Consider the following 25870-nt stretch of genomic DNA (forward strand, 5'->3'; position numbering starts at 1 on the left):
ATAAATGTTATATTAATTCGGAAACGGATTGGCCCATTTCGGATCAGTGTAAACATTAGTTCCAGATAAAGTCCTCAAGAAAGCAATCACTGCATTGACTTCGGGTGCGGTTAAATGCAATTGTTGTCCAAAACCATTCGGCCTTAATTTGACATCCAAATTGGTATTGCCCGGTGCTAAATTAATAGTGCCGTAATGACCGACAGCAGCCTGTAAAGTGGTTATCACTCCTGTATGCATCATCGGACCGTTTGTGGTTCCGTCAACTTTAACCAAATCACGTAATGATGGTGCTCGAGTATTGGTAATGTCAATTCCCGGCGCATTAATACGACCAATGATTCCGTTATTACCTGATATCGGATTAATGTCGAATTCCGGCGCAGCGTGACAACCGGCGCAACCCAAACCACCTCCGGTTCTGTTACCGGTAGCATCAAAAACAGGTGGTGCTAAAAACAACTGCTTCCCTTGGTTTTCTTGCGGGGTAAAATTAACAAACGGTTGTCCTTCATTAGCCGCTTGCGCTCTGCCAACATCATATTTGCTGTCAAATGATTGTATGCTTCTGATGAATTGCGCCAAAGCCAATTGTATTTTACCTTCAGTAATTTCCTCACTACCATAAACAAATTGGAACAACTCTTTATAGTAACCAATGTTGCTAAGTTTAGTAATTAAACCGCTAAAAGGTTCGTCGCCATTAGTACCGCTAAATCCCATTTCTCCGTGATCCTTGATAGGCATCGTAGTTTGGGTTTCCAAATTTACAGCACGTTCATCCCAAAAGAATCTTACTTCATTGGCAAAACGGGTATTGATTAAACGCATTGAATGTCGGCCTGTCGTACCGTTTACACCGGTACTGGCAATACTGGTATCTCCAAAAGCATTGGCCTGTTGGTGACAACTCGAACAAGAAATAGTATTGTTAGAAGACAAATTTTTGTCATAAAACAACACCCGACCCAAAGTAGCGCCTTTATCCGTAATAAAATTTCCGGCAGTATTGTCTTTAGTGATGTAATTGGGAATGGTTTGATTGGCGTAATTGGCCAAGTTATTAGGATTGATATTGCTTCCAAATGTTGCGGTTATATTGGCATAAGGGTCAATTTCTACATATTCGGAAGAATCGTCACTGCCACAAGAATAGGAGAGGGCAACGACTACAACGGCGGCGATTTTTTTAAGCATAAAATTGGTTTTGGTTGGTTAGTTGATTGCTATGACTTAATAAAAAGGAAAAGGTTTAAAAAAGGAAACATTTTTTTATATTAATGAAATTGCTTACATTTATTATCAAATTCCATACAAATGAAAAAAATTACTTTCACTTTCGTTTTTTTTATGGTTGCATGTTTCTGCAAGGCACAGATAATTAACTTCCCAGATGCTAATTTTAAAGCAAGATTATTAGCAGCTGCACCGGGTTTGCAAATTGCCAGTGGTACTGCATCTATACCGGGCAACCTTTTTGTGAAAATAGATACTAATAATGATGGTGAGATTCAGGTTTCAGAAGCCCTGATGGTGACCAAATTATGGCTATATAATGCCAACATCACCAGCCTTGTTGGTATTGAGAATTTTGCTAACCTAAGTGAACTCCAAATCTACGGAAACAATATCCCTAATCTTGATTTAACTTCATTGACACAACTTACAAATTTAGCACTGGCTTACAATCATATTACTTCATTGAATGTTGCTGGTCTTTCTCAAGTGCAATCGTTTAGCTGCCGGGGAAATCAATTAACAAGTTTAGACGTAACTGGAATGACTGCAATGTCTCTTTTGCAATGTTTTGATAATCAGTTAACCCAATTGACACTTGGCAATGCGAACAATATTCACTCCCTTTATTGTCAAAATAATTTATTAACAAACCTGGATGCTAGTAATGTTACCAATCTTTACAATTTAAATTGTTCCAACAATAATTTAATCCAATTAGGGCTTAGGAATAATTTTGTGGAATCATCGGTTGATTTTTCGGTGAATCCAAATCTGCAGTATGTTTGTGCCGATGAAATGCAAATGTCGGATATACAAAATAAAATTACCCAATACGGTTACACTAATTGTTTTGCAAACACCTTTTGTTCTTTTGTTCCCGGAAATCCTGTTTATGGTATTCAGGGAACATCACGTTATGATGAATTAAATGACGGATGTGATTCTAATGACGTAATCTATCCTGAATTACAGTTTGCTTTTTCAGATGGTACTAACACCGCAAATATTTATTCTAATAACAGCGGAGTATTCAATACAGCTTCTCAGTCTACGACAATAACCATCACGCCGCAATTGGCCAATCCGGCTTATTTTTTGGTGTCACCAAGTACCCAAACACTATCGCTTACGAGCACAACAACACCATTAGTCCAAAACTTTTGTGTCACTCCAAATGGTTCACATCCAGATTTGGAAGTTACATTGATAAGAACAAATGTAGCATCAAATGCCTATCAGTATTATTATTTATTAACCTATAAAAACGTTGGTACAAATACACAATCAGGAAATGTTAGTTTGACTTTTAATGATAACCAACAAGATTATCTGTCTTCTGTTCCAACAGCAGCAGCATCGACAAACCTATTGAACTGGGATTTTTCAGATTTGAAACCTTTTGAGTCAAGAACCATTGAAATAATTTTTTATATGAATTTCGGTACCACTTTAAATGAAGGCGATATGCTTCATTATGAAGCTACAGTTTCATCTTCATTAATTGATGAAACGCCAAATAACAATTCATTTATCTTAGACGAATTCTATTCTACCGTAGTTTTAGATACTCCTAGTTTATCTTTTTCAGATTATTATGCTTTGTACCCTAATCCGGTTCACGATGTTTTAAACCTTAAAGTTAAAAACGATATTTTGGTAAAAGAGGTCACAGTTTATAATTTATTAGGACAATCGGTTCAACAGATTAAAGCGGTATCAAATGATTCAGCTATAGATATTTCCCGACTTTCAAAAGGAACTTATATCATAAAAATTGTCTCTGACAAAGGAATCTTCAATAGTAAGTTTGTCAAGAATTAATACATAGGATTTTGAAATATACAAACCCGAATATCAAAAACTATTCGGGTTTTTTTACAACTTGTTTTTTAAAGATTTTTATTAGTTTATATTTGTAACAGAATTTTTAAACGAAATAATTAAGCATATGAAATTACTAGAAGGAAAAGTAGCCATCATCACCGGCGCAAGTAGAGGAATCGGAAGCGGTATCGCTAAAGTTTTTGCCCAACACGGAGCCAATGTGGCTTTTACTTATAGTTCTTCTGCCGAAAGTGCTTTGGCATTGGAAAACGAATTAACTGCTTTAGGCATCAAAGCCAAAGGATACAAATCAAACGCAGCCGATTTCAACGAAGCGCAAAAATTAGTAGACGATGTTATGGCCGATTTCGGAAACGTTGACGTATTAATCAACAACGCCGGAATCACCAAAGACAACCTTTTAATGCGTATGAGTGAAGAGGATTTTGATAAAGTAATCGAAATCAATTTGAAATCAGTTTTCAATATGACCAAAGCCGTTCAGAAAATCATGTTAAAAAACCGCAAAGGTTCTATTGTAAACATGAGTTCTGTCGTTGGTGTTAAAGGTAATGCAGGTCAGGCCAACTATGCCGCATCAAAAGCCGGTATGATTGGATTTACCAAATCGGTAGCCTTAGAATTAGGGTCGAGAAATATCCGTTGCAACGCGATTGCGCCGGGATTCATCGAAACCGAAATGACCGCCAAATTAAACGATGATGTAGTACAAGGCTGGAGAGATTCTATTCCGTTAAAACGAGGCGGAACTCCGGAAGATGTTGCGAATGCTTGTTTGTTCTTCGCTTCGGATATGAGTGCTTACGTTAGCGGACAAGTATTGAATGTTTGCGGAGGAATGCTGACTTAGTAGGCAGTGGTAAGTATTCAGTGATCAGTTTTTGTAAAATATATTTTTAACTATGACATTTCAAGACTTATTGGCTTATCAAAAATCATTTGAATTAGCTATGCGTATTTTTGAAATTTCTAAGTCTTTTCCAAAAGAAGAAACCTATTCATTAACGGATCAAATCAGACGGTCATCAAGAAGCGTTCCGTCCAATATAGCCGAAGCTTACAGAAAAAGAATTTATCCCAAAAGTTTTCATAGCAAACTAACCGATAGTGATGCTGAGAATTCGGAAACTCAAGTTTGGTTAGAATTTGCTTTTAAATGCAATTACATTAATCAAATAGCTTACGACGAACTCATTAATTATAGTATTGAAGTCGGAAAGCTTATTAATTTTATGATATTAAATCCCAATAAGTTTGGCGTTAATCTGAATACTGACCACTGACCACTGATCACTGAACACTAAAAATATGACGACAAACACTGTTTTATTGATATTGCTTTCTTTAGGAATAGCGTTTGCTGTGTCATTTTACCAATATTTATACAAGGCCAAAAGCAAGTCGAAAGTGACGTTGCTTTTGGCTTTTTTGCGTTTCTTTTCAGTCTTTGGCTTGTTGCTATTGTTGATAAATCCAATCATTACGCGCAAAACGGTGGAAACGGTTAAAACGCCTTTGCCTATAGTGATTGACAATTCGGCTTCGATGGCCGATTTGAAGTCGGATAAGCAAGCGCTGGAATTGTTTGAGAAACTAAAAGATAATGATGCTTTAAACGATAAGTTTGAAGTGCAGGCGTATCAGTTTGATGCAGACTTCCTGCCATCGGATACGATAGATTTTAAAGGCACACAATCGAATATTGATGTTGTGGCCAAAAACCTGAAGAACATCTATAAAAACCAAACGTTTCCCACGATTCTAATCTCTGACGGAAACCAAACATCGGGTGAAGATTATGTTTTCGGGTTTAATTCCAATAATAAAGTGTATCCATTGGTAGTAGGCGATACGACTACTTATTTGGATTTGAGAGTAACTCAGCTCAACGTTAACAAATACGCTTTCCACAAAAACAAATATCCGGTGGAAGTATTCTTGAATTATTCGGGAACCAAGAGCATTAATGCTTCATTTAAGATTACCCAAGGCAATTCGGTTTTAAATGAACAAACGGTGGCTTTTTCACCTTCAAAGAAATCAGCCACATTAAATGTTTTACTACCGGCGAACAGCGTTGGATTGCAAATTTTGAAAGCCACTGTTTCGTCTAAAGAGCAAGAGAAAAACACTTATAACAATACCAAGAATTTTGCGGTAGAAGTTATTGATCAAAAGACCGAAGTTGCTTTAATTTCAGACATGGCGCATCCTGATTTGGGTGCCATAAAACGCAGTATTGAGACTAATGCCCAACGAAAAGTAACCATTCTTAAGCCTAACCAAGTCAGTAGTTTAGAGAACTATAATATTTTAATTCTGTACCAACCAACCGTTGCTTTTAAATCGATTTTTGAGAAGAATACTAATGCCAAAATTAACTCGTGGATTATCACCGGGAATGACACTGATTTCAACTTCTTAAACCAAAATCAAAGCCAGTTTAGCTTTAAAATGAGTTCGCAAAAAGAAGATTATTTGGCTTCGTTTGATAGCCAATTTAATTTGTTTGCTTTGGATAATATCGGTTTCGAGCAATTTCCGCCGTTGGAAAATCCATTCGGAACCATTACTGCTAAAGGAAATACAAACACCTTATTATCATCCACCATTCGCAATATCGCCACCAATCAGCCTTTGTTGACTTTCAATGAAGAGCAAGGCAAACGCTCGGCTTATTTATTCGGAGAAAACATTTGGAAATGGCGTGCGGATTACTTTTTGGTCAAAAAAGACTTTGTTGATTTTGATATCTTCTTAGACAAAACCATACAGTATTTAGCTTCCAACAACGCCCGAAAGTCTCTACTTGTCAACCACGAGCGTTTCTACAACTCAGGTGAAGGCATTGAAATTACCGCGCAATATTTCAATAAAAACTACGAATTAGACGAAAAGGCAAGATTGACGATTTCGGTGACCAATACTAAAACCAAGCAAGTCAAAAACTATGATTTACTTAGAACGACCAACGCTTTCCAAGTGAATTTAGACGGTTTAGCCGCTGGGAATTATAAGTTTACGGTGAAGGAATTGAATTCGAATGCTTCTTATAGCAGTGGGTTTGAAGTCTTGGATTTTGATATCGAAAAACAATTCGTCAATCCGGATTGGAACAAGTTGAACCAATTGGCTACCCAAACCCAGGGGAAAGCTTTTTTGGCGAATCAAGTGGATAGTTTGATTAAGCAATTGTCGGAAGATGAAAGTTACCAAGCCATTCAAAAAACCATCACCAAGAAATCGCCTTTGGTAGATTGGATTTGGTTGTTGGTTTTAATTGCCTTATCGCTGTCAGCCGAATGGTTTATCCGCAAATACAATGGTTTATTGTAGTGTTTGTTTTTTCGAAAAAAACTTTTCCGAAACGATTACAATAACAATTCCGGCGATATAAGCCAAAATATCTTCCCAAGCAAAAGAAGTCCCAATTACGGTTCGCGCCAATCTGTTATCTTGTAAATTGAGCTTTTCAACGATCAAAAAATATTGCATTATTTCAACACCAAAAGCAAACAGCAAAACACCGATACAAGCTTTGGTTACCGCTACTTTCAGAAACGATTTTACAAAACAGTAAATCAGGATTACGACTAAAACATCGCCAAGATAAGGCCTAACAAAGTTGTCATGGACAAATAAAGCAATACAAACTTCCGTAGCAAACAACAACACTGTCAGCAGAAAATAGGTTCGATTAAATTGCCACATAATTAGTGAGTCATTCGGGTTATGGTAAAAAATTTCAATCGAAGATAATCGTAAAACAAGGCAATTATCAATACAAATGAAGCGATCAGTAAGGTTTTAATTTGGAGATAACCATAAGTAAATCCACCCAAAACACAACCGATAAAAAAGAAAGAGATAATGGATAATCTCAGGTAAATATTGGTTTTTAGCTTGGTCTGTTGCTCGGGTTTTTTGTAAAAGAACAATTGGGAAAGTTCAATTCCTAAATCGGTAAACAAACCGGTTAGGTGCGTTGTTCTCACTGTAGATTGGGATACTTTGGTTACTAATGAATTTTGAATTCCCATTGCAAACAACAATAGAAAAGCTTCGATTTTTCCATGAATCTCATAAATACTTGAAGTGCCAAAGAACAAAGCCACACCCGTTAGTATGACAATCTCTAAAGCAATGGGAACCACATGAGCCAATCGGGGTTTCCGTTGCAAAACAATTTCTACGATAGTATTTGCGGTAAACGAACCCAATAAAAAGCATAAGGTAAATACCAAAAAAGTAATCGCAATTGAATAATCCTTGCGCATGATCTCTTCGGCAAAGTAGGCAAAATGTCCGGTGACGTTCGTAGTAAGCGTTTTTAAAGCCAAAACACCAGTGATATTTACGATGCCGGCCACCAATGATAATAAAGCTGCCAGTCGCAGGTTGTGCAAAAAAGTCCGTGCTTTGCCTTGGTGTCTAAACATAGATTAAATGTAATTATAATTCCGGTTCAGACTATTGTTGCCAACTTAAATTTTCCTAAAAAGATAACTTTTACCACCTTGGAGTAAGGTCATTTGTTTGTCGGCTAAAGCAAATTTTATTTTGATTCCGGCGGCTAAAAACTCAAAAGTATCTGCCTTAGTAGCGTCTAAAGGAAATTCATCTTGACCGGTGGCTTGAGCGAAGAGCTTATCTGCTTTTCGGGTTACTTTAATGGTCATTGCCAATTCCTCACTGGCATAATTGCCCAGGTATTTATCTAATTCTTCTTCTGTTAAGGCAACTGTTTTGAACGATGGCATTTCAAAAGGTATGGCATAATAGGTACTCAACAAGGCAATCATAATTTGATTGTTGTCAAAATTATTGCCGTTTGAAGTTAAAGCGACCGATACATTACTATCGGGAAAGTAGCCCAATGATGAACTAAAACCATCGATTCCGCCGGTATGACCAAATCCTTTTCTTTTATCAAACGGAAGTTGAAAAATACCCATTCCATAATTGTCTTTGATAGTGGTCATTTGGTCTAAACTCTTTTTGGAAATAATCTTTCCGGCAAATAAATTTTCGATAAAAATGGCTAAATCAGTCGGGTTGGAAACTATAGCGCCGGCACCAATCGGAATTGAAGGATCGGTTTCTTTCTCGGTTACCCATTCTTCTTTATACGAAAACGAATAACATTCATTTTTTCCTAAACTAATTCGGTTACCCAAATAAGTGTTTTTTAAATTCAACGGTTTGGTGATTTTTTCGGTCAAGATTTCACCATATGTTTTTTTGTAAACCTTTTCTAAAATATAACTTAATAAAATATAATTAGAATTGCTGTAATCCGCTTTGCTGTCGGGTTCAAAATCGCTTTTGTTTTTGGCGATAATGGCTACCATTTCTGCTTCGGTTTTGGGTTGGGTGTAATACGTCCAATAATCACCACTATTGGTTATGTTATAAATACCACTTCGGTGGTTCAACAAGTTAGAAATGGTTATTTTCTTAGCATTGGGCACCGAAGGAAAATAAGCTTCTATAGTTTGGTCCAGCGTTATTTTTTTTTCTTCTACCGCTTTAAAAATCATTGCGGAAGTAAACATTTTGGAGATAGAGCCTATTCTGTATTTGGTTGCGACTGTAGCTCTTTTTCTGGTGTACATATCGGTTACTCCGACAGATTTACTGTAAAGTATTTTTCCGCCTTCACTGATGGCCACACTTCCCATGAACTTGTTATTGCTTTCCAAGAGCGCAAACAAACTGTCTAATTTGGCGTAATTGTTTTGGGCGAAAGAAGTAGTGGTTAAAAATAAAAAAAGAAGGGCAACGGAAATTCGCTTAGTCATGGTGATAAAGTTTTTTTGAATGGTAAAAGTATAGCAAAAACAATTTATACAAAAGAACATTTAAAGTTTGTTACAGTAAAACGAAATAAAGCAAGGCCCAAACAACTATAAAAAACAACCCCGGATAAACTACTTTGCTTAAATTTTGCTTGAGTTCCTTTTTGATTACAGCCAAATACAAAACATATAATACAAAAAGTACTATAAAAACAATAGGCATAAAAATTCTCATATTCGATGGGTTTTAATTTTGGATTAGAATCAATACAGTAAATGTATTGAAAAAGTAAGGAAGTAAATAAATTGGCTTAAAAGATCATACCAAATTCCGTTAAACAAACAGGTTCAGTAAATTAAAATTCGCCTATATTTGGCAAAATTTTAAAAACATGAAGAAATCACTTTTAGCCATTTTTATGCTATTCGGTTTAACTGTTGTTGCGCAATCCACAGATTTAGACCCATTTGACATTAATTATTCTTATGTGGCTTTACCGGCTAAACCCATTCTAGAAAAAAAGAACAGGACCTATTCTTTTGTAACTAATGTTGATCGCAATTTGCAATACAGTAAATCGAAATTTTTTATCGAAAACCAAGTAACCATCTCGGGCTTTGAAAAGAAAGAAAAAAACGGCTACTTAAGTGTAGAAGTCATGTTGCAAAACCCGGCCATTACCAAAAAAGACATTACCAGCAGAACCAGTTCTTCTAAAGACAAGAACGGTAGAGTAACCAACAAATACTATTACACGGTAGAGTATTCTTATACCCAAGACGGTAATGCCAAAGTAGTCAGCAATGACGGAAAAGTAAATAAAGTAATCAATTTTTCAGGCCAAAAAACGGCGAAGAGTCAAGAATATGAGAGCTATTCGCAAGCCGAAAGTTTTCAGTACGGTATTTATAATTTAATCAGAAACAATTTTACTAATGAAGTAGTCAATACTTTGAATAACGAATTAAACGATGAATTTGGTTATCCGGTGAAATCGGGTATGGATAAATTGTGGATATTGGCCAACAAAAAACACCCGGAACAATTGGCCGAGTACAATGCGTATTTAACGGTAAAAAATGCTTTCGACCGAATGAATTTTGCCGAACCAACCGCTGATATTGAAGCCGAGGTTAAAGACGCAATCGCTTATTTCGAATCATTACCAACCAAATACAACCAAGACGAAAAAGCACACCGTAAAATAAGATACAGTGCTTATTTTAACTTGGCTAAGATTTACAGTTTGCTAGACAAACCGGCAAAGTCTAATGAATATTGCCAAAAGTTAATTGCCAATGATTATGACAAATTTGACGGTGAATCGATGTTGAAAGCCAACAACGAATTGCTTACGCTTTTCAAAGCCAATCAAATTACCAACCGACACTTTACAGTAGATACTAAAAACTTTGTTTTTGAAGAAAAACAACCGGTGTATTCTAACAATACGTCGAGTGCGCCGGTAACCAATGCGCCTTATAGTATTGAAACCGATCAAAACTATATCTTGGCTTATATGCTTACTATTAAAAAAGATACTATTGCCGGCTATATGCACAAAAGCAGAACTATGAATTTAAGTGAAGCAGTTACGGTAACTGTTAAAGACTTTCAAGGCAAATTTTCAGAAAGAAATTTCAAAGCCAATGAGGTTTCTCGTTTGATTTTGAGCAATGGAGAAGAATATGCTACTGTAGCCTTCCGTGTATCAGTAGACAATGGCGGTATGACTATGGCATCGGCTTCTAAAAAGTTTGCCAAAGAAATGTATGTAGGTAATAAAATCAGTGTTTACCAATATTTTAACGGTGAGGTAATTCTTAAAATGGCCAATGAATCCGAAGGTAAATCCAATGCCTCAGCCGGCTGGATGCTCGGACCCAAAAAGCGCTTTGAAGAAATGGCCAAAGGCTGCCCAACACTTTTAGAAAGGGTTGAAAAAAAGGAATTCAAAAACAATCTCGAGAGCATTTTGTCTTTCGCAGAAGCACTCGAAGCTTGTAAATAATAAATTAAAAGTCTCTCATTTGAGGGACTTTTTTTTTGAGTTTAGCGATTTAATTTTTTATGCTTTAACAAATAAGCCGAAGTTTGGTAATAGCTTATAGTTTCGTTTACTAAATCTTGTTTTAAAACGGTCATTGGTTTTTCTTCAAAATGGGTTTGGAATTCCGACTTAATCTTAGGCTTCATTTGGGGTATTAGTTGAAATTGCTTGACTTTCTTAACCGGTGAAATAACTGTAAGTATATTGTCTTTAATCAGTCCTAAATCTTGATAAGTAGCTACAAAAGCTCTCGGTTGATAGTTTGAATTAAATACATCTTGTCCGTAAAATTTACTGTCGTAACTAAAGTTTAGTAAACCAAATAGCGTTGGCATGACATCAATCTGCGACATCAAAGTAGTAACATGTTTAGGCTGAATAAATCCGGGTGCATAAACCATCGCGGGAATACGGTATTTCTCTAACGGCAATTCGGTTTTACCGGAACTTGAAGCACAATGATCAGCTAAGATGACAAATACGGTATTCTTGAACCAAGGTTGCTCTTCGGCCATTTTAAAGAATTGCTTCAAAGCATAATCAGTATACTTTACGCCACCGTTTCTCGACTTAGCGCTTCCTGAAATATCAATCTTCCCTTCAGGATAAGTAAATGGGCGATGGTTACTCACCGTCATAATGTGGTTAAAGAAAGGTTTGTTTTGTTGGGCTTCGCGGTTCATTTCCCGGATGGCTTTTTTATACATGTCTTCATCGCAAACTCCCCAAATATTGGCAAACGTAATCTCTTCGGGCAAAAAACTGTTTTTGTCTATAATCTCATAGCCGTTTCCTCCGAAAAAGTCACCCATATTGTCAAAGAAAGCATCGCCGCCATACAAGTATTTTACCGCATAACCTTTTTGTTTAAAAACATGTCCGGTAGAATATTTGTTTTTGTTGTCTACTCGTTTGACTACGCTTTCTGCGGCACTTGGTGGCAAACATAACGTTACGGCTTCTAATCCGCGAACGGTTCTGTTTCCTACCGCATAAAGATTGGTGAATTGCAAACTCTTGTCTGCTAAAGAATCTAAGAAAGGCGTAATGTGCCTTTCATTGCCATATTCTGTCATGAAATCTTCGCTCAGACTTTCAACCGTAATCAAAACCACATTCTTGTGCAGTTCTGTTGAATCACCGGGAACGGCTCGCAAGGTACTTTCGCCTTTAATTGCTCCTAATTGTTTTTGCAATAGGGCAAAGGCTTCTGATTTAGGGATGGTTTTATAGAATTTATCAAAGGCCAATTCATTGTTGAAAAAGGCAGTGTAAAACTTATACAGACCGTTAGCTTCAAGCTCATTGACATAAACATTCGCATTGTTTTCTTGTTCGGCCATTATCGGAACAATAAATAATGAACCCAATAATAGTATAGTATAAACACCTAAACCTAAGACTTTTGCTCTAAGGTTGGGCAAGTGATTTAAAAAAGGTTGGGAGCGTTTTACAACGAAATAAGTAATTACAGCCGTAATTAGTCCGACACCGGCAAATAAAGGAACGACCGGATAGGATTCCATAATATTGCCAATCACGGTGTTGGTATAAACCAAATAATCTACGGCTATAAAGTTGTAACGCACTCCAAATTCATTCCAAAAGAAAAACTCACTAACGGCATTCTGAATGATAATTAGAACAAAGAGGAAAACCGCAATAGAAAACAATACCAATCGCAATGGCTTTCGGTACTTTGGCAAAAACAATAATAATCCGAAGAAAACCGTTTTTAATGCCATAAAACCAATGCCTATTTCGGGCAGTGAACCACCGTATTCATTGAGTATAGTGTTGAAAAAAGAAACATAGCACAACAGTAAAGCCAATCCGCCAAAAATCAAATAACCCCAAGGTTTATCATACTTGGTGTTAGATAAAAACAACAAGTAAAACCATAAAAAGACACTACCGATGACAAACACCAATAAGTCCGAAATCAAACCGAAACCAAAAATGCTAATGACTTCCAAGAGGCTGAAACCGGATTGGGTAATAGGATGAAAAAGCAACACCAATCTGAGGATAATATTGGTAATGATAAATAAGAGTAGCAAACTAATAATGGGAGAGTGTTTTTTGAAATAATCCATAAAGAATGGTGTGGTTAATTACATTTGGTATTGTAACATTTTATAGCAGAAATACCCTAAATTAATATTCGCTTAAGAAAAAAGTTCTTGTTAAAATGAACCGAATAAAATATAATTTTACTGCATCGGGTAGGGTAAATGAAGCCCAACTTTCTATAGATAAAAAGTCAATCATGAAACGTATATTTTTAATCGCCTTTGTATTGTTTACCGCTAACAGTTTTGCTCAAAACTGGACTACTAATTTTGAAGAAGCCAAAGCTACCGCCGAAAAAGAAAACAAAAACATCCTATTGGTATTTTCCGGTTCCGATTGGTGTGCGCCTTGTATCAAGTTAGATAGAAATGTATGGCAATCACCTGATTTTAAAACCTATGCCGAAGGTAAATTTGTATTGTTGCGCGCAGATTTTCCCAAAAAGAAAGCCAATGTCTTACCGGAGGAACTCAGAGCGGCTAATTTGGCTTTGGCCGAAAAATACAACAAAGAAGGTTTCTTTCCTTTTGTAGTGATTTTAGACAAAACAGGAAAAGTAATCGCCCGAAAAGGATACGAAAACCAAACCGCCGAAAAATACATAGCCGAATTACAAGCGCTTATCAAATAAACATGAACCGATTACTTTTAATAGTATTTCTTACTGTTGGTTTTAGTGCCAATGCCCAACTGATTCACAAACGAAAAGTGAGTTTGCTGGGCAGTCCGTTTGAAATTACGGTCGTAGCCAATGATACGGTGCAAGCCAATTTGTATGAAGATATGGCCATAGCCGAAGTCAAACGCATTGAAAATTTGATTTCAGATTGGATACCAACTACGCCTTTATCCCAGATCAATCAAAATGCCGGAAAACAACCGGTGAAAGTGCCTTTAGAATTAATCGAATTGATTGAACGTTCCATCAAAATCTCTAAACTGACGGATGGCGCTTTTGATATCAGTTATGCCTCTATGGATAGAATTTGGAAGTTTGACGGCAGCATGAAAGAAATGCCTTCACCGGAAGCCATCAAGAAATCGGTGGAGAAAGTAGGGTATGAGAATATTGTAATCGACAAAGAAAAACAAACTGTTTTCCTAAAACTCGAAGGCATGAAACTGGGCATGGGTGGCATTGGTCAAGGTTATATAGCCGATAAAATCAAAGCTTTATTGCTTTCTAAAGGTTGTGTCGCCGGATTGGTTAATGTTTCAGGCGATATCAGTACTTGGGGCAAACAACCCAATGGGGAACAATGGAAAGTTGGGATTAAAAACCCCATAAACAAAAACAAAATATTCGCCACTTTTCCGCTAGAAGATACTGCCGTAGAAACCTCAGGCAGTTATGAGAAATACGTCACCTTCAACGGCAAACGCTATTCTCACATTATTGACACGCGTACCGGTTATCCGGCTACCGGATTAATCAGTGTGAGTGTTTTTGCTAAAACTACCGAACTGGCCGATGCTTTGGCGACCGGCGTATTCGTAATGGGAAAAGATGCCGGGATGAACTTGGTAAACCAATTACCGGGCGTAGGCTGTATTATGGTAGATGAAGAAGGCAAAATTTCAACGTCAAACAATATAGATTTAAAAAAATACCAACATGACTAAAATACTTGGATTACTAACACTGATTGTTTTCATGTCTTCTTGCACTGTGGTGAAAGAATATGAAAAAGAATATATCAACGACACCGAAATGAAATTATCAGCCAAAACTGCCGAACGCTATGAAGTAACCTTTCAGGTTTACCGTGAAGCGGCTGCCGGTGCTAACGGTGGTAAAACAGGCGGAGGTTGTGGTTGTAATTAAAATTTAAAATGAAAAAATATATCTTTCTATTAGCCTTACTCGGTGGTTACCGTTCTTTTGCTCAGGAAAAAGACAGTACAACCGTATTCAAAAAAAGAGTTCTTGATGCCACCGAAGTCGATTTCTTAATCAGTTACTATAAACAAGACGGAGTTCATTCTTCGGTTTCCGGTGGAATGGGTTCTGAAAAACTAACCGATTTGGCTTCCAATATCGTGATTACCATGCCAATGAATGCCGATGACGTACTGACCGTTGATGCCGGTTTATCGGCTTATACATCGGCTTCTTCCAGTAATATTAATCCGTTTAACAGCAGTGGTGCTTCGGGCGGAGATGACGACGATGATGACGATGATGACAAAGCCGGTTCTCCTTATGGTACGCCTTGGTTGGCTTCTTCCGGTGCTTCGGCCCAAGATGCTTTGGCGAGTGTGACCATCAATTACAGTCACAGTTCAGATGACCGAAACTTTATATGGAATGCCGATGTGTCTTTTTCTAATGAGTACGATTACACTTCCATTGGTTTTGGTGGCGGCTTGGCTAAATTGTTTAACGAAAAAAATACAGAGCTGAGTTTGAAAGCCAATGTTTATCTGGACCAATGGCGACCAATATTGCCAACAGAATTACACGAATACAATCAGTACGGCAACAACTTTTTGAACAATGGTTACTTCAGCGGTGTTACCGTTTATAATCAAAACGGCGTAGCTTCTAACGGGTATTTGCCTTCTCAGTTTGAAGAAATCAAATCGGTGAACCGTAACTCTTATTCGGTGTCGTTTTCTTTTTCTCAAATAGTAACCAAAAAATTACAGGGCTCTATATTCTTTGATATTTTAAAACAACAAGGATTATTGTCAACACCGTACCATCGTATTTATTTTGCCGATAAAGAAAATTATTATATAGGTCAACCACAATACATTTCGGTTTATGAAACACCACAGAACGTTGGAGTGTATCGTTTGGCTGATGACATAGAACGTTTACCTAACACTCGTTTTAAATTGCCTATTGGTGCCCGATTAAATTATTACATCAATGAGCATTTTAAATTGCGTACTTACTATCGTTTTTATACTGATGATTGGGGAATTCAAGCCCATACGGCAAATATAGAAGTGCCGATTAAGTTAAATGATCACTTCACCGTTTACCCAATGTATCGTTATTATACTCAAACCGAATCTAAATATTTTGCGCCTTTTGAAACCCATGTTTCCACCGAAAAGTATTATACGTCAGATTATGATTTGTCCACTTTTAACGCCAATCAGTACGGAGTAGGAGCAACTTACTTAGACATCTTTACCAAAACCCATATTTGGAAATTTGGCTTGAAAAATGTAGACTTCAGATACAACCATTACGAACGCAGTGATACTTTGAGTGCCGACATTGTTTCGGTAGCGTTTAAGTTTGTGATGGATAAATAGGATGTTGACAGTTTTGTTGGGATAGAGTAGCACAGATTCCTCAGGCAGTCGCTTCACTCGTTTGCAAATCGGCTATTACGCCAAACGGCTGTTATGGTTAGTTTTACAAATTTACAAGGTGAAAATTTTTCAGCTAAATCATTTCGATTCTGTCAAGATGACATTTTTCAGAGTGTAAAACAGGCATTTTTGTCCTCGAGAAACCATTGGCATTTATTTTGTAAAATTTGAATCGTTTAACTTTAAATTTTATGTATCATGGATCTAGTGAAAAGAAAAAACAATTTAGCTTTTCCATCTCTTTTAGATGAAATTTTTAGAACTGATTGGAATGGAGGCAGCCAAGATTTTAACAGTGCATTGCCTGCCGTAAACATCAAAGAAAATGATGTAAACTTTACATTAGAAGTTTGTGCTCCCGGGTTTAAAAAGGAGGATTTTAAAGTGGAAATTAGTCAAAAGACTTTGAACATTTCTTGTGAAAAACAATTTGAAAACGAGGTCAATAATGAGCACTACTCTCGAAAAGAGTTTTCGTCAACCTCATTCAAAAGAACATTTAATCTTCCTGAGACGGTTAATTATGATGCAATCAAGGCCAGCTATGAAAGCGGTGTGTTAACCCTATCGTTGCCTAAACGTGAGGAAGCATTACCGAAACCAAAAAGATTGATAGAAATTAATTAACCGGTTAATTTTTCAAAACGATAAGCTTTCAGATTTTTGAAAGCTTTTTTTATTTCTGCCGGATAAACAAAAGTGGTGAAAATTGGCTGTCACATTTTGCAGCGATTAGTCTGTTACGATGTTAGCGAACTGCGTACTGTCTGCTTAGATAAAGTTTTTAAGTTGTATTCAACAAAAACCAGCAATAGCGCAAAACCGCAGTTATAGGGCGTTTTTTATTTACTGCTTATTTCAATTTTTCCACTTTTTATAAACACCTCTAAGTTCCAATTTGTCCGTGAAAAATATGTACAATTACGAGTAAAATAGTTAGACCATAAAACCAAAAAATATTTTTTCTATTGCCTTTGATTGTTCTCCATGAGACAAGTATAAGCATTGTAAAGAAAAGTAAACCCCAAACGAGATTTACTATTGAGTAAAGTCTTGATGACTTGTAATAATATGGAGTTGAACCTTCTCCACCAAATGGATAACCATCTGTTTGGTTGAGAATACCAATCAAATAAAAGTCGTACAAATTCAACACTGAAAATATTCCACAAAGAAATATTATCAAAATTGAAAATGTCCAAAATGTCTGTCTGTTGATATTGGTCTCTGTCGTCATTCTAAAATACCCTATAATGTGTTGCCGCTTGCAAAAGCTGCGACGATTTATTACTAATAATTCCAAGTATGAAACTTGGCTTTTAATTTTCAGAGAAAATTCGGAGCAAGCCCAAGCTCGCAGTAGTTACAAACTGCTGTTAGCAGTAGTGCTTTATTTTTCTCGTATGATTTTCTTCAATTTGTTTAATTCACTGTATAATCCGAAACCATCTGTGTCAACTTCCGAACCCAAAAATCTTGAAACACCACAACCAAAGCAAACTTTAGCAATTCCAATAATTGAATCGTTCTTTTTAAAAATAAAAATGTCACGATAATAAGGCAGGCAAGAAGAAAATTCGGTTTGAATCGAATCCTTTTTACTAAAGATATTTTCCACTTCCTTTTTCTTTGTTTCGTTTAGTTCAGTCTTTTTAAATTTATATTTATGTAATTTAATTTCAAAGTTTGGTTCAGTAATCGAATCTGGATAATGACTAACTAGTAAACTTATAAAGTCCTCTTGTTCTTCATTTTTATTTTTTACTCGAGCTAGTTTCATTACTTTTTCTTCTGAAATGTCTAAATAATAATGATCAATTTCATCAGAATCGTAAAACTTTTTCGAATCCTTTTTAACTGATAAACTTTCTTTTAAAGCTACCATGTTTTCTTCTTTCGGTTTATTACAGCCCGCAATTATTAAAAGTAAGAATATAAATTTTTTCATATATTTTATGTTTGCAATTTCTATTGGCATTACTGCTAACGTGCCACCGCTTGTAACTGTTGGGATAATTTATCACTGTTGATTCAAAATAAAAAACTACTTTTTGCCCCGAAACTTCGGGGTCGGAGAAAACTCTAAATAATCCCAAGCCACGCAATTATCACAAGCTGCTGTTAGCACCGGTAGTTTTTATTCATTCGGTTTCGCGTTTACTAATTTGTCAATTTGAACTCTCTCTGCAAAGTCAGCAAGTTTATACTCAATTTTTGTTGTGTTGAAAATGTCTTTAACTTTTTCCGCTTTGTCAGGATGAATAATTCTACAGTTTTTGAAATCAAAATTTTCGAGAAAATTTCCAAATCTTTCTTTAAATGTGTCTGAACTTATAAGCCCAACTTCTTCAATTGTCCGAAACAATTTCTTGTATTTTTTTGTCAGTAGGAAATAGTCAACAGGTGGAAAAACATTTGGAATATGTTCTGTCCAAGTGCAAAGTGTAATTATTTGTCCGTCAGTTTTTCTTTTAAAAAGATAAAGTTTTGGAACGTAATAATTGTCGCCTAACTTTTCTTGTAATGCTAACTTGTTGTGATTATAGTTATAAAAGTCATTTGATTTCTCTATTGGATAAAATTCAAGTTCATATTCTTTAAAAAAAATCGCTGAATTTCTTGAATTCGTTTCTGACCAATTTTCATAAAGTTCATTGTCTTTTGGCTTTATTGGATTGTCTGGGTCAATAGTTGATTGTGGATTGAGAACAAATAAATCAAGGTCTTTAATGAATTTGTCCACAAATTCAAATGCAAACTGTCCGAAAAAGTCAGGTCTCAAATAATTAAGATTGAAAGTGAAATGAGTATTTTCAAATTCAGCAAAGTTTTCAAACAACTCAATACTTTCTTCATCAGTTTCAGGTTCATTTTGGCTAAGCGAAAAATATGCCTCCGTATCTTCGTCTTCAACAAACCATTGTGTGTCACTTTCATTTGTTGAAGTCAAGTTTTTAGTTAAATATTCAGCGATTTGACTTTCTGTCAAATCAGAAGTTTTTCTCTTATAAAAGTATAAATCGTAACTCATTATTTGTTCCTTTGTGTCGTTTTACTATTGTCTCTAATGTGCCGCAGATTGCAATAGCTGCGAAGATTTATTATTAATGATTCCAAGTACAAAACTTGGCTTTGAATTTTCGGAGAAAACTCTAAATAATCCCAAGCCACGCAATTATCACAAACTGCTGTTAGCAGCCGTATTTTAGATTAATAGTTAACAAATTCTACCCATTTCTTTTCAAAGTAAACAATTGCTATTTGCTTTTGATCTTTTATTAGTGCTGCTTTTACAAAAGAATTTTCTTTTCCAAGATACTTTAATTCCATATCCATGGAACTTGTTTCGTAATATGAGCCAAATGGACAATTACTTGGATTATCTTCTACGTCAAAAGTCCAAATTGATAGTAATATCATTTTCTTGGAATTTTTGTTTGGTTTTTGGTAGCCAAAAATTCTGCATTCCTTTTGCATTGACGCATAAAGATTCATGCTATTGTCACTTTTTGATACTTCAAGCTTATTTACAAATTCTGGCTCAGAAAATATATTTTTTTCCCAGTTGACATTTTCTTTTTCCCAATTTATACTGTCGAGATTTACAATGCTGTTTTGAGAATAACTTAAGCAACAAAACAATAATAATATTTTTATGAGTGCCAATTTCATTTTTTAAGATAAACGAGTGAATGTTGCTGCTAACGTGCCGATATGTATCATTATTTTCAGCAGTATTCCAAATTTACAAAATTCCCCACCATCAACCCATCCCCATCAGTAGGGAATTATAGTGAAGTTATTAACATAATTTTCTTATAAATGTAGTTTTAAACTCTAATATTCATATAACTACTGCGTCATAGTAACGTCATATATACGTCATATATACGTCATATAAACGTCATGGATAAGCCATAGATAAGTCATAGATAAGTTATGTTAAGCCATGTCAAAGCTTTTTAAAAAACTACTACTCCCTATCAAAGTGCAGGGAGAGTGCAACAACACAGCAATAGAAATTATGGGCTACACTTTGTAATCAATCAAACGGTTTCCAAATTAATTTTCCCTTAAAAACAAAACCTTCACTATCGCCAAAACATAAAAAGCAGTACATTAGCACTACAAACCCAATGATATGAAACACATTCTGATAGTAGAGGACGAAGACGGCATAGTACAGTTTCTCAAACAAGGCTTAGAAGAAGAAGGCTACCAAGTGTCGGCGGCCAATAACGGAAAAGCAGGTTTAGAGCTTTTTCAAAGCACCAAGTTTGATTTGGTTTTGTTAGATTGGATGTTGCCCAAAATGACCGGTTTGGAAGTTTGTAAAGCCATCAGAACTCAAAATACCAAGACACCTATCATCTTTCTAACCGCGAAAGATACCGTGCAAGAAACCGTTGAAGGTCTCAAAGCCGGAGCCAATGACTACATCAAAAAACCTTTCAGCTTTGACGAACTCGTAGAACGCATCAAAGTACAGTTGCGCGACCAACCCGAGAATGAAATCTTAACTTTAGGTCCGGTGGAAATTAACCTCCAAAAACACCAAGTAACGGTTAACAAAAAAGAAGTTTCCCTAACCCAAAAAGAGTTTGATTTGTTGCACTATCTGGTTAAAAACAAAGGTACTGTCTGTTCCAGAACCCAAATCATTCAAGACGTGTGGGACATTCATTTTGAATACGACACCGGCGTAATTGATGTATTCATGAACGCTATCCGAAAAAAACTCAACCTAAAAGTCGACGAAGACTATATCAAAACCATTCGCGGCGTAGGGTATATTGCTAATGACGAATTATAAAATGCAACAGTTTTCTTTTAAAAACAGAATCGCTTCTAATTATATCATCACCACTGCCTTGTTGATTTTGGTGGTGTTCTTTGTGATTTACTCCATCGTTAGGTTCAGTGTCTATGTCAGGGTAAACAACGAAATCAAAACCGAAGTTGCCAAGCATTTAAAAGAAATTGAAGTCATAGAAAACTGTGTACTCCTAATCGAAGAAGAAGAGTGGAAAACGAGTCAGTTTAACAAAGTAGAAGTCAGTCCGGCTTTTATACAGTTTGTAGACGAATTGGGTGCCATGGTAGAGAAATCGCCTAATCTGAAGCAAAAACAATTGACCTACAAAGCCACTGCACCGGTAAACGAATTGTTTGACACCAAACTCGAGAATATTGCCGTTCGTCAAATTCAAGTACCGCTTTACCAAGGCACCAAAATTATTGGTTATCTTATCGTGGCGATGTCTTTAGAAGATTCGGCTATGGTATTGCATAACTTATTTATCATCTTGTTAGTGGCTTATCCGATTATCTTAATTATTTTGTTTCTCATTGCCCGATTCATAGCCGGTAGAAGTATTAAGCCGATAAGTTCTATCATAGAAACTTCAAATGTAATCACTAAAGACAATTTAAAATCGAGAATACCGCTGCCTCAAAACCGTGATGAATTATTTATCTTATCCCAAACCATCAACAACCTGCTCGATAGGGTAGAAAACGCCATTGAACGCGAAAAACAATTTACTTCTGATGCTTCTCACGAACTCAGAACTCCGCTGGCCGTTATTAAAGGAACATTAGAAGTATTGGTGCGCAAACCTCGTAATCCTGAAGAATATAAAGAGAAAATAGACTTTTGCATCAGCGAGGTAAATCGCTTGAATCACTTGGTAGATGAACTGCTTTTATTGGCACGTTTTGAAAACCAAAAACAAACGCTCAAAATTGAAAAAGTATCACTCAACGCCGTTTTCTTAGAAGTAATCTCAAGGAATAGCACCATAATAGGGGAAAAGAAGCTAAAATGTATCGCCAATTTCTCCAAAGATTTCTACGTCAACACCGATTCTTATTTGCTTTGCATCATCGTAAATAATATTCTGACCAATGCCGTGAAATATTCCAAACCCAATGGCTCCATTAATTTTGAGATCATAGAAACCGAAGACAAATTGCTTTGCTCTGTTTCCGATAATGGTATTGGTATAGCCGAAGAAGATTTACAAAAAATATTCGATCAGTTTTACCGTTCTAAATCTAACGAACATCCCGATATTAAAGGAACCGGTTTGGGATTGTCAATCGTAAAAAGACTATCGCTCTTATTGCAAATAGAGTTGCAAATCGAAAGTAAAGAAAACAAAGGAACCAAAGTAATTTTGGGCTTCAATAAAGAATAGTCAAGTTGATAAATGTCATATTCTAAATAAATAATTAAGTTTACTTTTAACACTAAATTAAAACCATATAAACTATGAACGACGCTCATTTACACCTGTTAGTCAACCATTTTCCCATCATCGGGACGATTTTTGGATTGGGAATTTTAATTGCCGGGATTGTCTTAAAAAACAATGCCGTAAAGAACACCGCTTTTGTACTACTGATTGTCTCCGCCGTCTTTGGATTTGCCGCCATGTCAACCGGTGAAGGCGCAGAAGAATTGGTAGAAGATATGCCAAGTGTAGGCAAAGAAATTATCCATGAACACGAAGAATTAGCTGAGAAGTTTATATTGGTGCTTTATGTAACCGGAGCATTTGCTTTATTATCATTGATAGCTAATCTTAAAAAACATTCTAAAGCCACACTATTTACCTGGATTACTTTATTGTTAACTATTGTTACAACTGTATTGGTAAAAGAAGTTGGTACTTCAGGCGGAGAAGTTCGTCATACCGAAATCAGAGCCAATGCTGCATCTCCGGAAATTGCTGCTCCTGAAACCGGTGGTGAGCATGAAGAAGATTAAACATATTCATTGCCGTTGTACTCAAACCTAACAGTCAATTCTGTTAGGTTTTTTTATTTTTAATCGATATTAATTAAGATATTTCAAAAAAAAATACGCATTATCGATTATCTGCTAATTTTTGAAAAAGGCTTTGTCAACAAGCGACAATAAAGTATATTTACGTTTTATGTAAAATGAAATTTAGCATGCGCAGAGCCGAAGACCATGTAGCGGAAGATTTAACCCTTAAGAAAATTATTGAACCCCAACTCAATATTATTTTAACCACCGACGAAGACGACGAAAGACCGGTGTATATTTCCGGAAACTTCAACAATTGGGAAACCCAAGACAAAAAATTTGAAATGGAACGCGTGGGTCAAGGTTTGTACCATTACAAGTTTGCCCACGATTTCACGTATCCCGATGAACTGTTATACAAATTCACCAGAGGCGATTGGAGCGAAGTAGAGATAGACAAATTTGGGAACAGAACCGAAAACAGAAGTTGCAAACAACACAATGGCGTTCGCAAAGAGCACGTAGCCAAATGGCGTCACAATTGGTTGCCCTTTAAATCCAAGTTTTTACCTAAAGTCCATTTAATTTCCGAAGAGTTTGAAATTCCGCAATTGAATAAAACGCGTCGAGTATGGGCACTATTGCCTCATGACTACGAAAAAACAACCGAAACTTATCCTGTTTTATATTTACAAGATGCTCAGAATTTATTTAACGAAAAAGCCAAATACGGCAACTGGGAAATCGATAAAAAGCTCGCCGTAATGGCCGAATATAAGATTGGAAAAATCATTATCATCGCTGTCGAACACGCCGAAAAAGAGCGCATCAAAGAATACAATGTCGGCAACACGGTTTTGGGCACAGGCGAAGGCAAAAAGTACATTCGCTTTATGACCGAAACTTTAAAACCTTTTGTAGATGCCAATTTCAGAACCAAACCCGAGCGCGAACACACCGGAATAGGAGGTAGTTCTATGGGCGGATTGGTCAGTATTTTTTCGGGGATTATGTATCCGGAAATCTTTGGTAAACTCATGATTTTCTCGCCATCGCTATGGGTTGTGCCCAAAATAAAACTGTCGTTCTTGGACATGGATGAACCGCAAGACACCCGAATTTATCTTTACGCCGGAGGCGATGAAAGTGCCACCATGATTGATCACGTCAAGAACTTTAAAAAACGATTATTAAAAAAAGAAGGGTTCGCCGATAAGATGAAAGTACGCCTAAGCATCAATATGGAAGGCAAGCACAACGAAAGATATTGGAGTGACGAATTCCCTAAAGCGATTGAATGGCTTTATTTCAGTACTAAAGAAGAATAAATTAATTATGAAGACAAAACAAATAAAAACCCTTGACGCATTTATCGGAACCATCTTAATTCCGGTATACGAAACGAATGCTAAAAGTATTGTTCCGATTGAATACCATGGCGTCACTGTTTCGTCCAAAGTGTTTTACGGCAAAAAAGACACCCATTATTTGGTAGACAAATACGATTGTACTCATATTTTTATCGGCTTGGGAAAAGAGATTGATTACAAATCGATTAAAACAATTTTCCGAAGAATCGCTTCCAAGCAAAAGGAAGTTTTTGGTCAAACTGTAGCTCTGGTATTTCCGGATCAATTTAAGGCTGACGAAGTTGAAGCGGCTGTTTCAGGGCTGATTTTAGGTACTTATGATTTAGGTCATTACAAGAAAAACGAAGCGCATCCTTTTGCCAACGAAAATTTTGAATTGAAATACATTGCAAAAGGCGAGATTGAAGAAGCAATCAATAAAGGAATCAAGATAGCCAATGCTCAATTGGAAACCTTCAACTTAGTTGATTTACCGCCTAACAAAGTCAACCCGAAATACTTAGCCGATTGGGCAACCCAAGCCGGTAAAAAATACGGTTTCGATGTAACTGTTTTCGGGAAAGAAAAATCGACAGAAATAGGTTTACATTCTTTTCTTTCTGTTGGGAAAGGCAGTGCCAATGAACCGCAATTCATCATTATGGATTACAAACCCGAGAAAGCCAAAAAGCACATCGGTTTGGTAGGCAAAGGAATTACATTCGACACCGGAGGATTAAATATCAAAACAGCCGGAATGGTACAAATGAAATGTGATATGGCCGGAGCTGCAGCGGTTTTGGGTGCCATGCAATTGGTTTCCGATTTGCAATTGCCTTATCGCGTTACTGCGATTGTACCTGCGTGTGAGAATTCAGTCGATGCGCACTCTTTTATGCCTAGTGATGTTATTCAAAGTTATGCCGGACATTCTATAGAAATCATTGATACCGATGCCGAAGGTCGATTGATACTGGTGGATGGCTTATCGTATTTAATTAAAAATTACCAACCCGAAACCGTAATCGATTTGGCCACCTTAACCGGAAGTGTCGTAGGAACTCTGGGCTACGAATGCGCCGGATTGTTTACCAACAATCAAGAGTTGTCCCAAAAACTACAACAATCAGGCGATGCAATAGGGGAACGTTTGTGGCAGTTACCGCTTTGGGATGCTTACAAGTCAGATATCGACAGTGAAATTGCCGATGTAAAAAACTATTCCGGAAAACCGGTAGCCGGTGCAATCTCTGCAGCTAAGTTTTTAGAATATTTTACCGAAGACCATAAATCGTGGGCACATTTGGATATTGCAGGCGTAGCTTTTGGCGATAGCGAGTTTGCCAAAACCAAGCATGCAACGGCATATGGCGTGCATTTAATCACTAAATTTATTGAAAATCTATAGCG

The 25870-nt window shown here is 36.5% G+C and carries 23 protein-coding genes; 15 read left to right on the forward strand and 8 right to left on the reverse strand.

The genetic code is table 11. The annotated features are described in order from the left end of the window. Positions 1-12: 12 nt before the first annotated feature. Positions 13-1197, reverse strand: coding sequence for a cytochrome-c peroxidase (locus P7V56_RS08800; protein WP_171223287.1), 1185 nt, complete (start codon positions 1195-1197; stop codon positions 13-15). Between the two features lie 120 nt (positions 1198-1317). Between P7V56_RS08800 and P7V56_RS08805 the strand changes: the two genes are divergently transcribed. The 4 genes from P7V56_RS08805 to P7V56_RS08820 all read left to right on the forward strand — a co-directional run bounded on the left by P7V56_RS08805 (position 1318) and on the right by P7V56_RS08820 (position 6420). Next, positions 1318-3060: a T9SS type A sorting domain-containing protein gene (locus P7V56_RS08805; protein WP_171223288.1), complete on the forward strand. Its 1743-nt coding sequence runs from the start codon at positions 1318-1320 to the stop codon at positions 3058-3060. Between the two features lie 127 nt (positions 3061-3187). Next, on the forward strand, positions 3188-3934 hold the full coding sequence (gene fabG / locus P7V56_RS08810; protein WP_171223289.1) for a 3-oxoacyl-[acyl-carrier-protein] reductase: 747 nt from the start codon (positions 3188-3190) through the stop codon (positions 3932-3934). A 52-nt stretch (positions 3935-3986) separates the two neighbouring features. After that, positions 3987-4367, forward strand: a complete 381-nt coding sequence (locus tag P7V56_RS08815; protein WP_171223290.1) for a four helix bundle protein — start codon at positions 3987-3989, stop codon at positions 4365-4367. A 25-nt stretch (positions 4368-4392) separates the two neighbouring features. Beyond that, on the forward strand, positions 4393-6420 hold the full coding sequence (locus P7V56_RS08820; protein WP_171223291.1) for a hypothetical protein: 2028 nt from the start codon (positions 4393-4395) through the stop codon (positions 6418-6420). On the opposite strand, the gene P7V56_RS08825 is transcribed toward P7V56_RS08820, so the two are convergent. From P7V56_RS08825 to P7V56_RS08835, 3 genes are read right to left on the reverse strand one after another with little or no spacing between them, the layout of a single operon-like run. After that, complete coding sequence (locus P7V56_RS08825) at positions 6412-6795, reverse strand: ribosomal maturation YjgA family protein (RefSeq protein ID WP_171223292.1); 384 nt, start codon at positions 6793-6795, stop codon at positions 6412-6414. The two genes, P7V56_RS08820 and P7V56_RS08825, sit on opposite strands and share 9 nt — an antisense overlap. A gap of 2 nt (positions 6796-6797) precedes the next feature. Then, positions 6798-7523 (reverse strand): YoaK family protein, encoded by a 726-nt coding sequence (locus P7V56_RS08830; protein ID WP_171223293.1) that lies wholly within the window; start codon positions 7521-7523, stop codon positions 6798-6800. A 45-nt stretch (positions 7524-7568) separates the two neighbouring features. Continuing rightward, positions 7569-8885, reverse strand: a complete 1317-nt coding sequence (locus P7V56_RS08835) for a serine hydrolase domain-containing protein (protein ID WP_171223294.1) — start codon at positions 8883-8885, stop codon at positions 7569-7571. A gap of 389 nt (positions 8886-9274) precedes the next feature. Here P7V56_RS08835 and P7V56_RS08840 point away from each other — a divergent pair, with 389 nt between their 5' ends. After that, positions 9275-10894 carry a hypothetical protein gene (locus P7V56_RS08840; RefSeq protein ID WP_171223295.1) on the forward strand — a complete coding sequence of 540 codons (1620 nt, stop codon included), beginning with the start codon at positions 9275-9277 and terminating at the stop codon, positions 10892-10894. A gap of 41 nt (positions 10895-10935) precedes the next feature. Here the strand turns inward: P7V56_RS08840 and P7V56_RS08845 are convergent, their stop codons facing one another. Continuing rightward, positions 10936-13029 (reverse strand): LTA synthase family protein, encoded by a 2094-nt coding sequence (locus P7V56_RS08845; protein ID WP_171223296.1) that lies wholly within the window; start codon positions 13027-13029, stop codon positions 10936-10938. 173 nt (positions 13030-13202) lie between these two features. Between P7V56_RS08845 and P7V56_RS08850 the strand changes: the two genes are divergently transcribed. The 5 genes from P7V56_RS08850 (at position 13203) to P7V56_RS08870 (ending at position 16963) form a co-directional block, all read left to right on the forward strand. Further along, positions 13203-13637, forward strand: coding sequence for a thioredoxin family protein (locus P7V56_RS08850; protein ID WP_171223297.1), 435 nt, complete (start codon positions 13203-13205; stop codon positions 13635-13637). Positions 13638-13639: 2 nt separating this feature from the next. Continuing rightward, on the forward strand, positions 13640-14629 hold the full coding sequence (locus P7V56_RS08855; RefSeq protein ID WP_171223298.1) for an FAD:protein FMN transferase: 990 nt from the start codon (positions 13640-13642) through the stop codon (positions 14627-14629). Beyond that, entirely contained in the window at positions 14622-14831 is a 210-nt protein-coding gene (locus P7V56_RS08860) for a DUF4266 domain-containing protein (RefSeq protein ID WP_171223299.1), read from the forward strand. The genes P7V56_RS08855 and P7V56_RS08860 overlap by 8 nt, the downstream gene beginning before the upstream one ends. An 8-nt stretch (positions 14832-14839) precedes the next feature. Then, positions 14840-16276, forward strand: coding sequence for a DUF3570 domain-containing protein (locus P7V56_RS08865; RefSeq protein WP_171223300.1), 1437 nt, complete (start codon positions 14840-14842; stop codon positions 16274-16276). A 258-nt stretch (positions 16277-16534) separates the two neighbouring features. Further along, positions 16535-16963: an Hsp20/alpha crystallin family protein gene (locus P7V56_RS08870; protein ID WP_171223301.1), complete on the forward strand. Its 429-nt coding sequence runs from the start codon at positions 16535-16537 to the stop codon at positions 16961-16963. A 763-nt stretch (positions 16964-17726) separates the two neighbouring features. Here the strand turns inward: P7V56_RS08870 and P7V56_RS08875 are convergent. The 3 genes from P7V56_RS08875 to P7V56_RS08885 all read right to left on the reverse strand — a co-directional run bounded on the left by P7V56_RS08875 (position 17727) and on the right by P7V56_RS08885 (position 20008). Next, positions 17727-18284, reverse strand: coding sequence for a hypothetical protein (locus P7V56_RS08875; protein ID WP_171223302.1), 558 nt, complete (start codon positions 18282-18284; stop codon positions 17727-17729). A 189-nt stretch (positions 18285-18473) separates the two neighbouring features. Beyond that, on the reverse strand, positions 18474-19367 hold the full coding sequence (locus P7V56_RS08880) for a hypothetical protein (RefSeq protein WP_171223303.1): 894 nt from the start codon (positions 19365-19367) through the stop codon (positions 18474-18476). A 179-nt stretch (positions 19368-19546) separates the two neighbouring features. Further along, positions 19547-20008, reverse strand: a complete 462-nt coding sequence (locus P7V56_RS08885; RefSeq protein WP_171223304.1) for a hypothetical protein — start codon at positions 20006-20008, stop codon at positions 19547-19549. Positions 20009-20477: 469 nt separating this feature from the next. Here P7V56_RS08885 and P7V56_RS08890 point away from each other — a divergent pair, with 469 nt between their 5' ends. From P7V56_RS08890 to P7V56_RS08910, 5 genes are all read left to right on the forward strand, one after another. Further along, the gene (locus P7V56_RS08890; RefSeq protein ID WP_171223305.1) at positions 20478-21149 is read left to right on the forward strand and encodes a response regulator transcription factor; all 672 of its coding nucleotides are present in this window, start codon (positions 20478-20480) and stop codon (positions 21147-21149) included. Continuing rightward, complete coding sequence (locus tag P7V56_RS08895; protein WP_240976707.1) at positions 21136-22536, forward strand: sensor histidine kinase; 1401 nt, start codon at positions 21136-21138, stop codon at positions 22534-22536. The genes P7V56_RS08890 and P7V56_RS08895 overlap by 14 nt, the downstream gene beginning before the upstream one ends. A gap of 74 nt (positions 22537-22610) precedes the next feature. Then, on the forward strand, positions 22611-23108 hold the full coding sequence (locus P7V56_RS08900) for a DUF2231 domain-containing protein (RefSeq protein ID WP_171223306.1): 498 nt from the start codon (positions 22611-22613) through the stop codon (positions 23106-23108). 188 nt (positions 23109-23296) lie between these two features. After that, positions 23297-24439, forward strand: coding sequence for an alpha/beta hydrolase (locus P7V56_RS08905; protein ID WP_205959402.1), 1143 nt, complete (start codon positions 23297-23299; stop codon positions 24437-24439). Between the two features lie 7 nt (positions 24440-24446). Next, positions 24447-25868, forward strand: coding sequence for a leucyl aminopeptidase family protein (locus tag P7V56_RS08910; protein ID WP_171223308.1), 1422 nt, complete (start codon positions 24447-24449; stop codon positions 25866-25868). Positions 25869-25870 lie beyond the last annotated feature (2 nt).

The organism is Flavobacterium sp. IMCC34852 (assembly GCF_030643905.1).
In the GTDB taxonomy this organism is placed as follows: domain Bacteria; phylum Bacteroidota; class Bacteroidia; order Flavobacteriales; family Flavobacteriaceae; genus Flavobacterium; species Flavobacterium rivulicola.

Bases quoted from the DNA above. Each gene is read 5' to 3' on its own strand.
- P7V56_RS08815 (WP_171223290.1), top strand. From the start codon at position 3,987: ATGACATTTCAAGACTTATTGGCTTATCAAAAATCATTTGAATTAGCT.
- P7V56_RS08875 (WP_171223302.1), bottom strand. From the start codon at position 18,284: ATGAAAAAATTTATATTCTTACTTTTAATAATTGCGGGCTGTAATAAA.
- P7V56_RS08840 (WP_171223295.1), top strand. From the start codon at position 9,275: ATGAAGAAATCACTTTTAGCCATTTTTATGCTATTCGGTTTAACTGTT.
- P7V56_RS08905 (WP_205959402.1), top strand. From the start codon at position 23,297: ATGCGCAGAGCCGAAGACCATGTAGCGGAAGATTTAACCCTTAAGAAA.
- P7V56_RS08885 (WP_171223304.1), bottom strand. From the start codon at position 20,008: ATGAAATTGGCACTCATAAAAATATTATTATTGTTTTGTTGCTTAAGT.
- P7V56_RS08850 (WP_171223297.1), top strand. From the start codon at position 13,203: ATGAAACGTATATTTTTAATCGCCTTTGTATTGTTTACCGCTAACAGT.
- P7V56_RS08855 (WP_171223298.1), top strand. From the start codon at position 13,640: ATGAACCGATTACTTTTAATAGTATTTCTTACTGTTGGTTTTAGTGCC.
- P7V56_RS08805 (WP_171223288.1), top strand. From the start codon at position 1,318: ATGAAAAAAATTACTTTCACTTTCGTTTTTTTTATGGTTGCATGTTTC.
- P7V56_RS08830 (WP_171223293.1), bottom strand. From the start codon at position 7,523: ATGTTTAGACACCAAGGCAAAGCACGGACTTTTTTGCACAACCTGCGA.
- P7V56_RS08820 (WP_171223291.1), top strand. From the start codon at position 4,393: ATGACGACAAACACTGTTTTATTGATATTGCTTTCTTTAGGAATAGCG.
- P7V56_RS08890 (WP_171223305.1), top strand. From the start codon at position 20,478: ATGAAACACATTCTGATAGTAGAGGACGAAGACGGCATAGTACAGTTT.
- P7V56_RS08860 (WP_171223299.1), top strand. From the start codon at position 14,622: ATGACTAAAATACTTGGATTACTAACACTGATTGTTTTCATGTCTTCT.
- P7V56_RS08880 (WP_171223303.1), bottom strand. From the start codon at position 19,367: ATGAGTTACGATTTATACTTTTATAAGAGAAAAACTTCTGATTTGACA.
- P7V56_RS08895 (WP_240976707.1), top strand. From the start codon at position 21,136: ATGACGAATTATAAAATGCAACAGTTTTCTTTTAAAAACAGAATCGCT.
- P7V56_RS08825 (WP_171223292.1), bottom strand. From the start codon at position 6,795: ATGTGGCAATTTAATCGAACCTATTTTCTGCTGACAGTGTTGTTGTTT.
- P7V56_RS08870 (WP_171223301.1), top strand. From the start codon at position 16,535: ATGGATCTAGTGAAAAGAAAAAACAATTTAGCTTTTCCATCTCTTTTA.
- fabG (WP_171223289.1), top strand. From the start codon at position 3,188: ATGAAATTACTAGAAGGAAAAGTAGCCATCATCACCGGCGCAAGTAGA.
- P7V56_RS08800 (WP_171223287.1), bottom strand. From the start codon at position 1,197: ATGCTTAAAAAAATCGCCGCCGTTGTAGTCGTTGCCCTCTCCTATTCT.
- P7V56_RS08910 (WP_171223308.1), top strand. From the start codon at position 24,447: ATGAAGACAAAACAAATAAAAACCCTTGACGCATTTATCGGAACCATC.
- P7V56_RS08845 (WP_171223296.1), bottom strand. From the start codon at position 13,029: ATGGATTATTTCAAAAAACACTCTCCCATTATTAGTTTGCTACTCTTA.
- P7V56_RS08865 (WP_171223300.1), top strand. From the start codon at position 14,840: ATGAAAAAATATATCTTTCTATTAGCCTTACTCGGTGGTTACCGTTCT.
- P7V56_RS08900 (WP_171223306.1), top strand. From the start codon at position 22,611: ATGAACGACGCTCATTTACACCTGTTAGTCAACCATTTTCCCATCATC.
- P7V56_RS08835 (WP_171223294.1), bottom strand. From the start codon at position 8,885: ATGACTAAGCGAATTTCCGTTGCCCTTCTTTTTTTATTTTTAACCACT.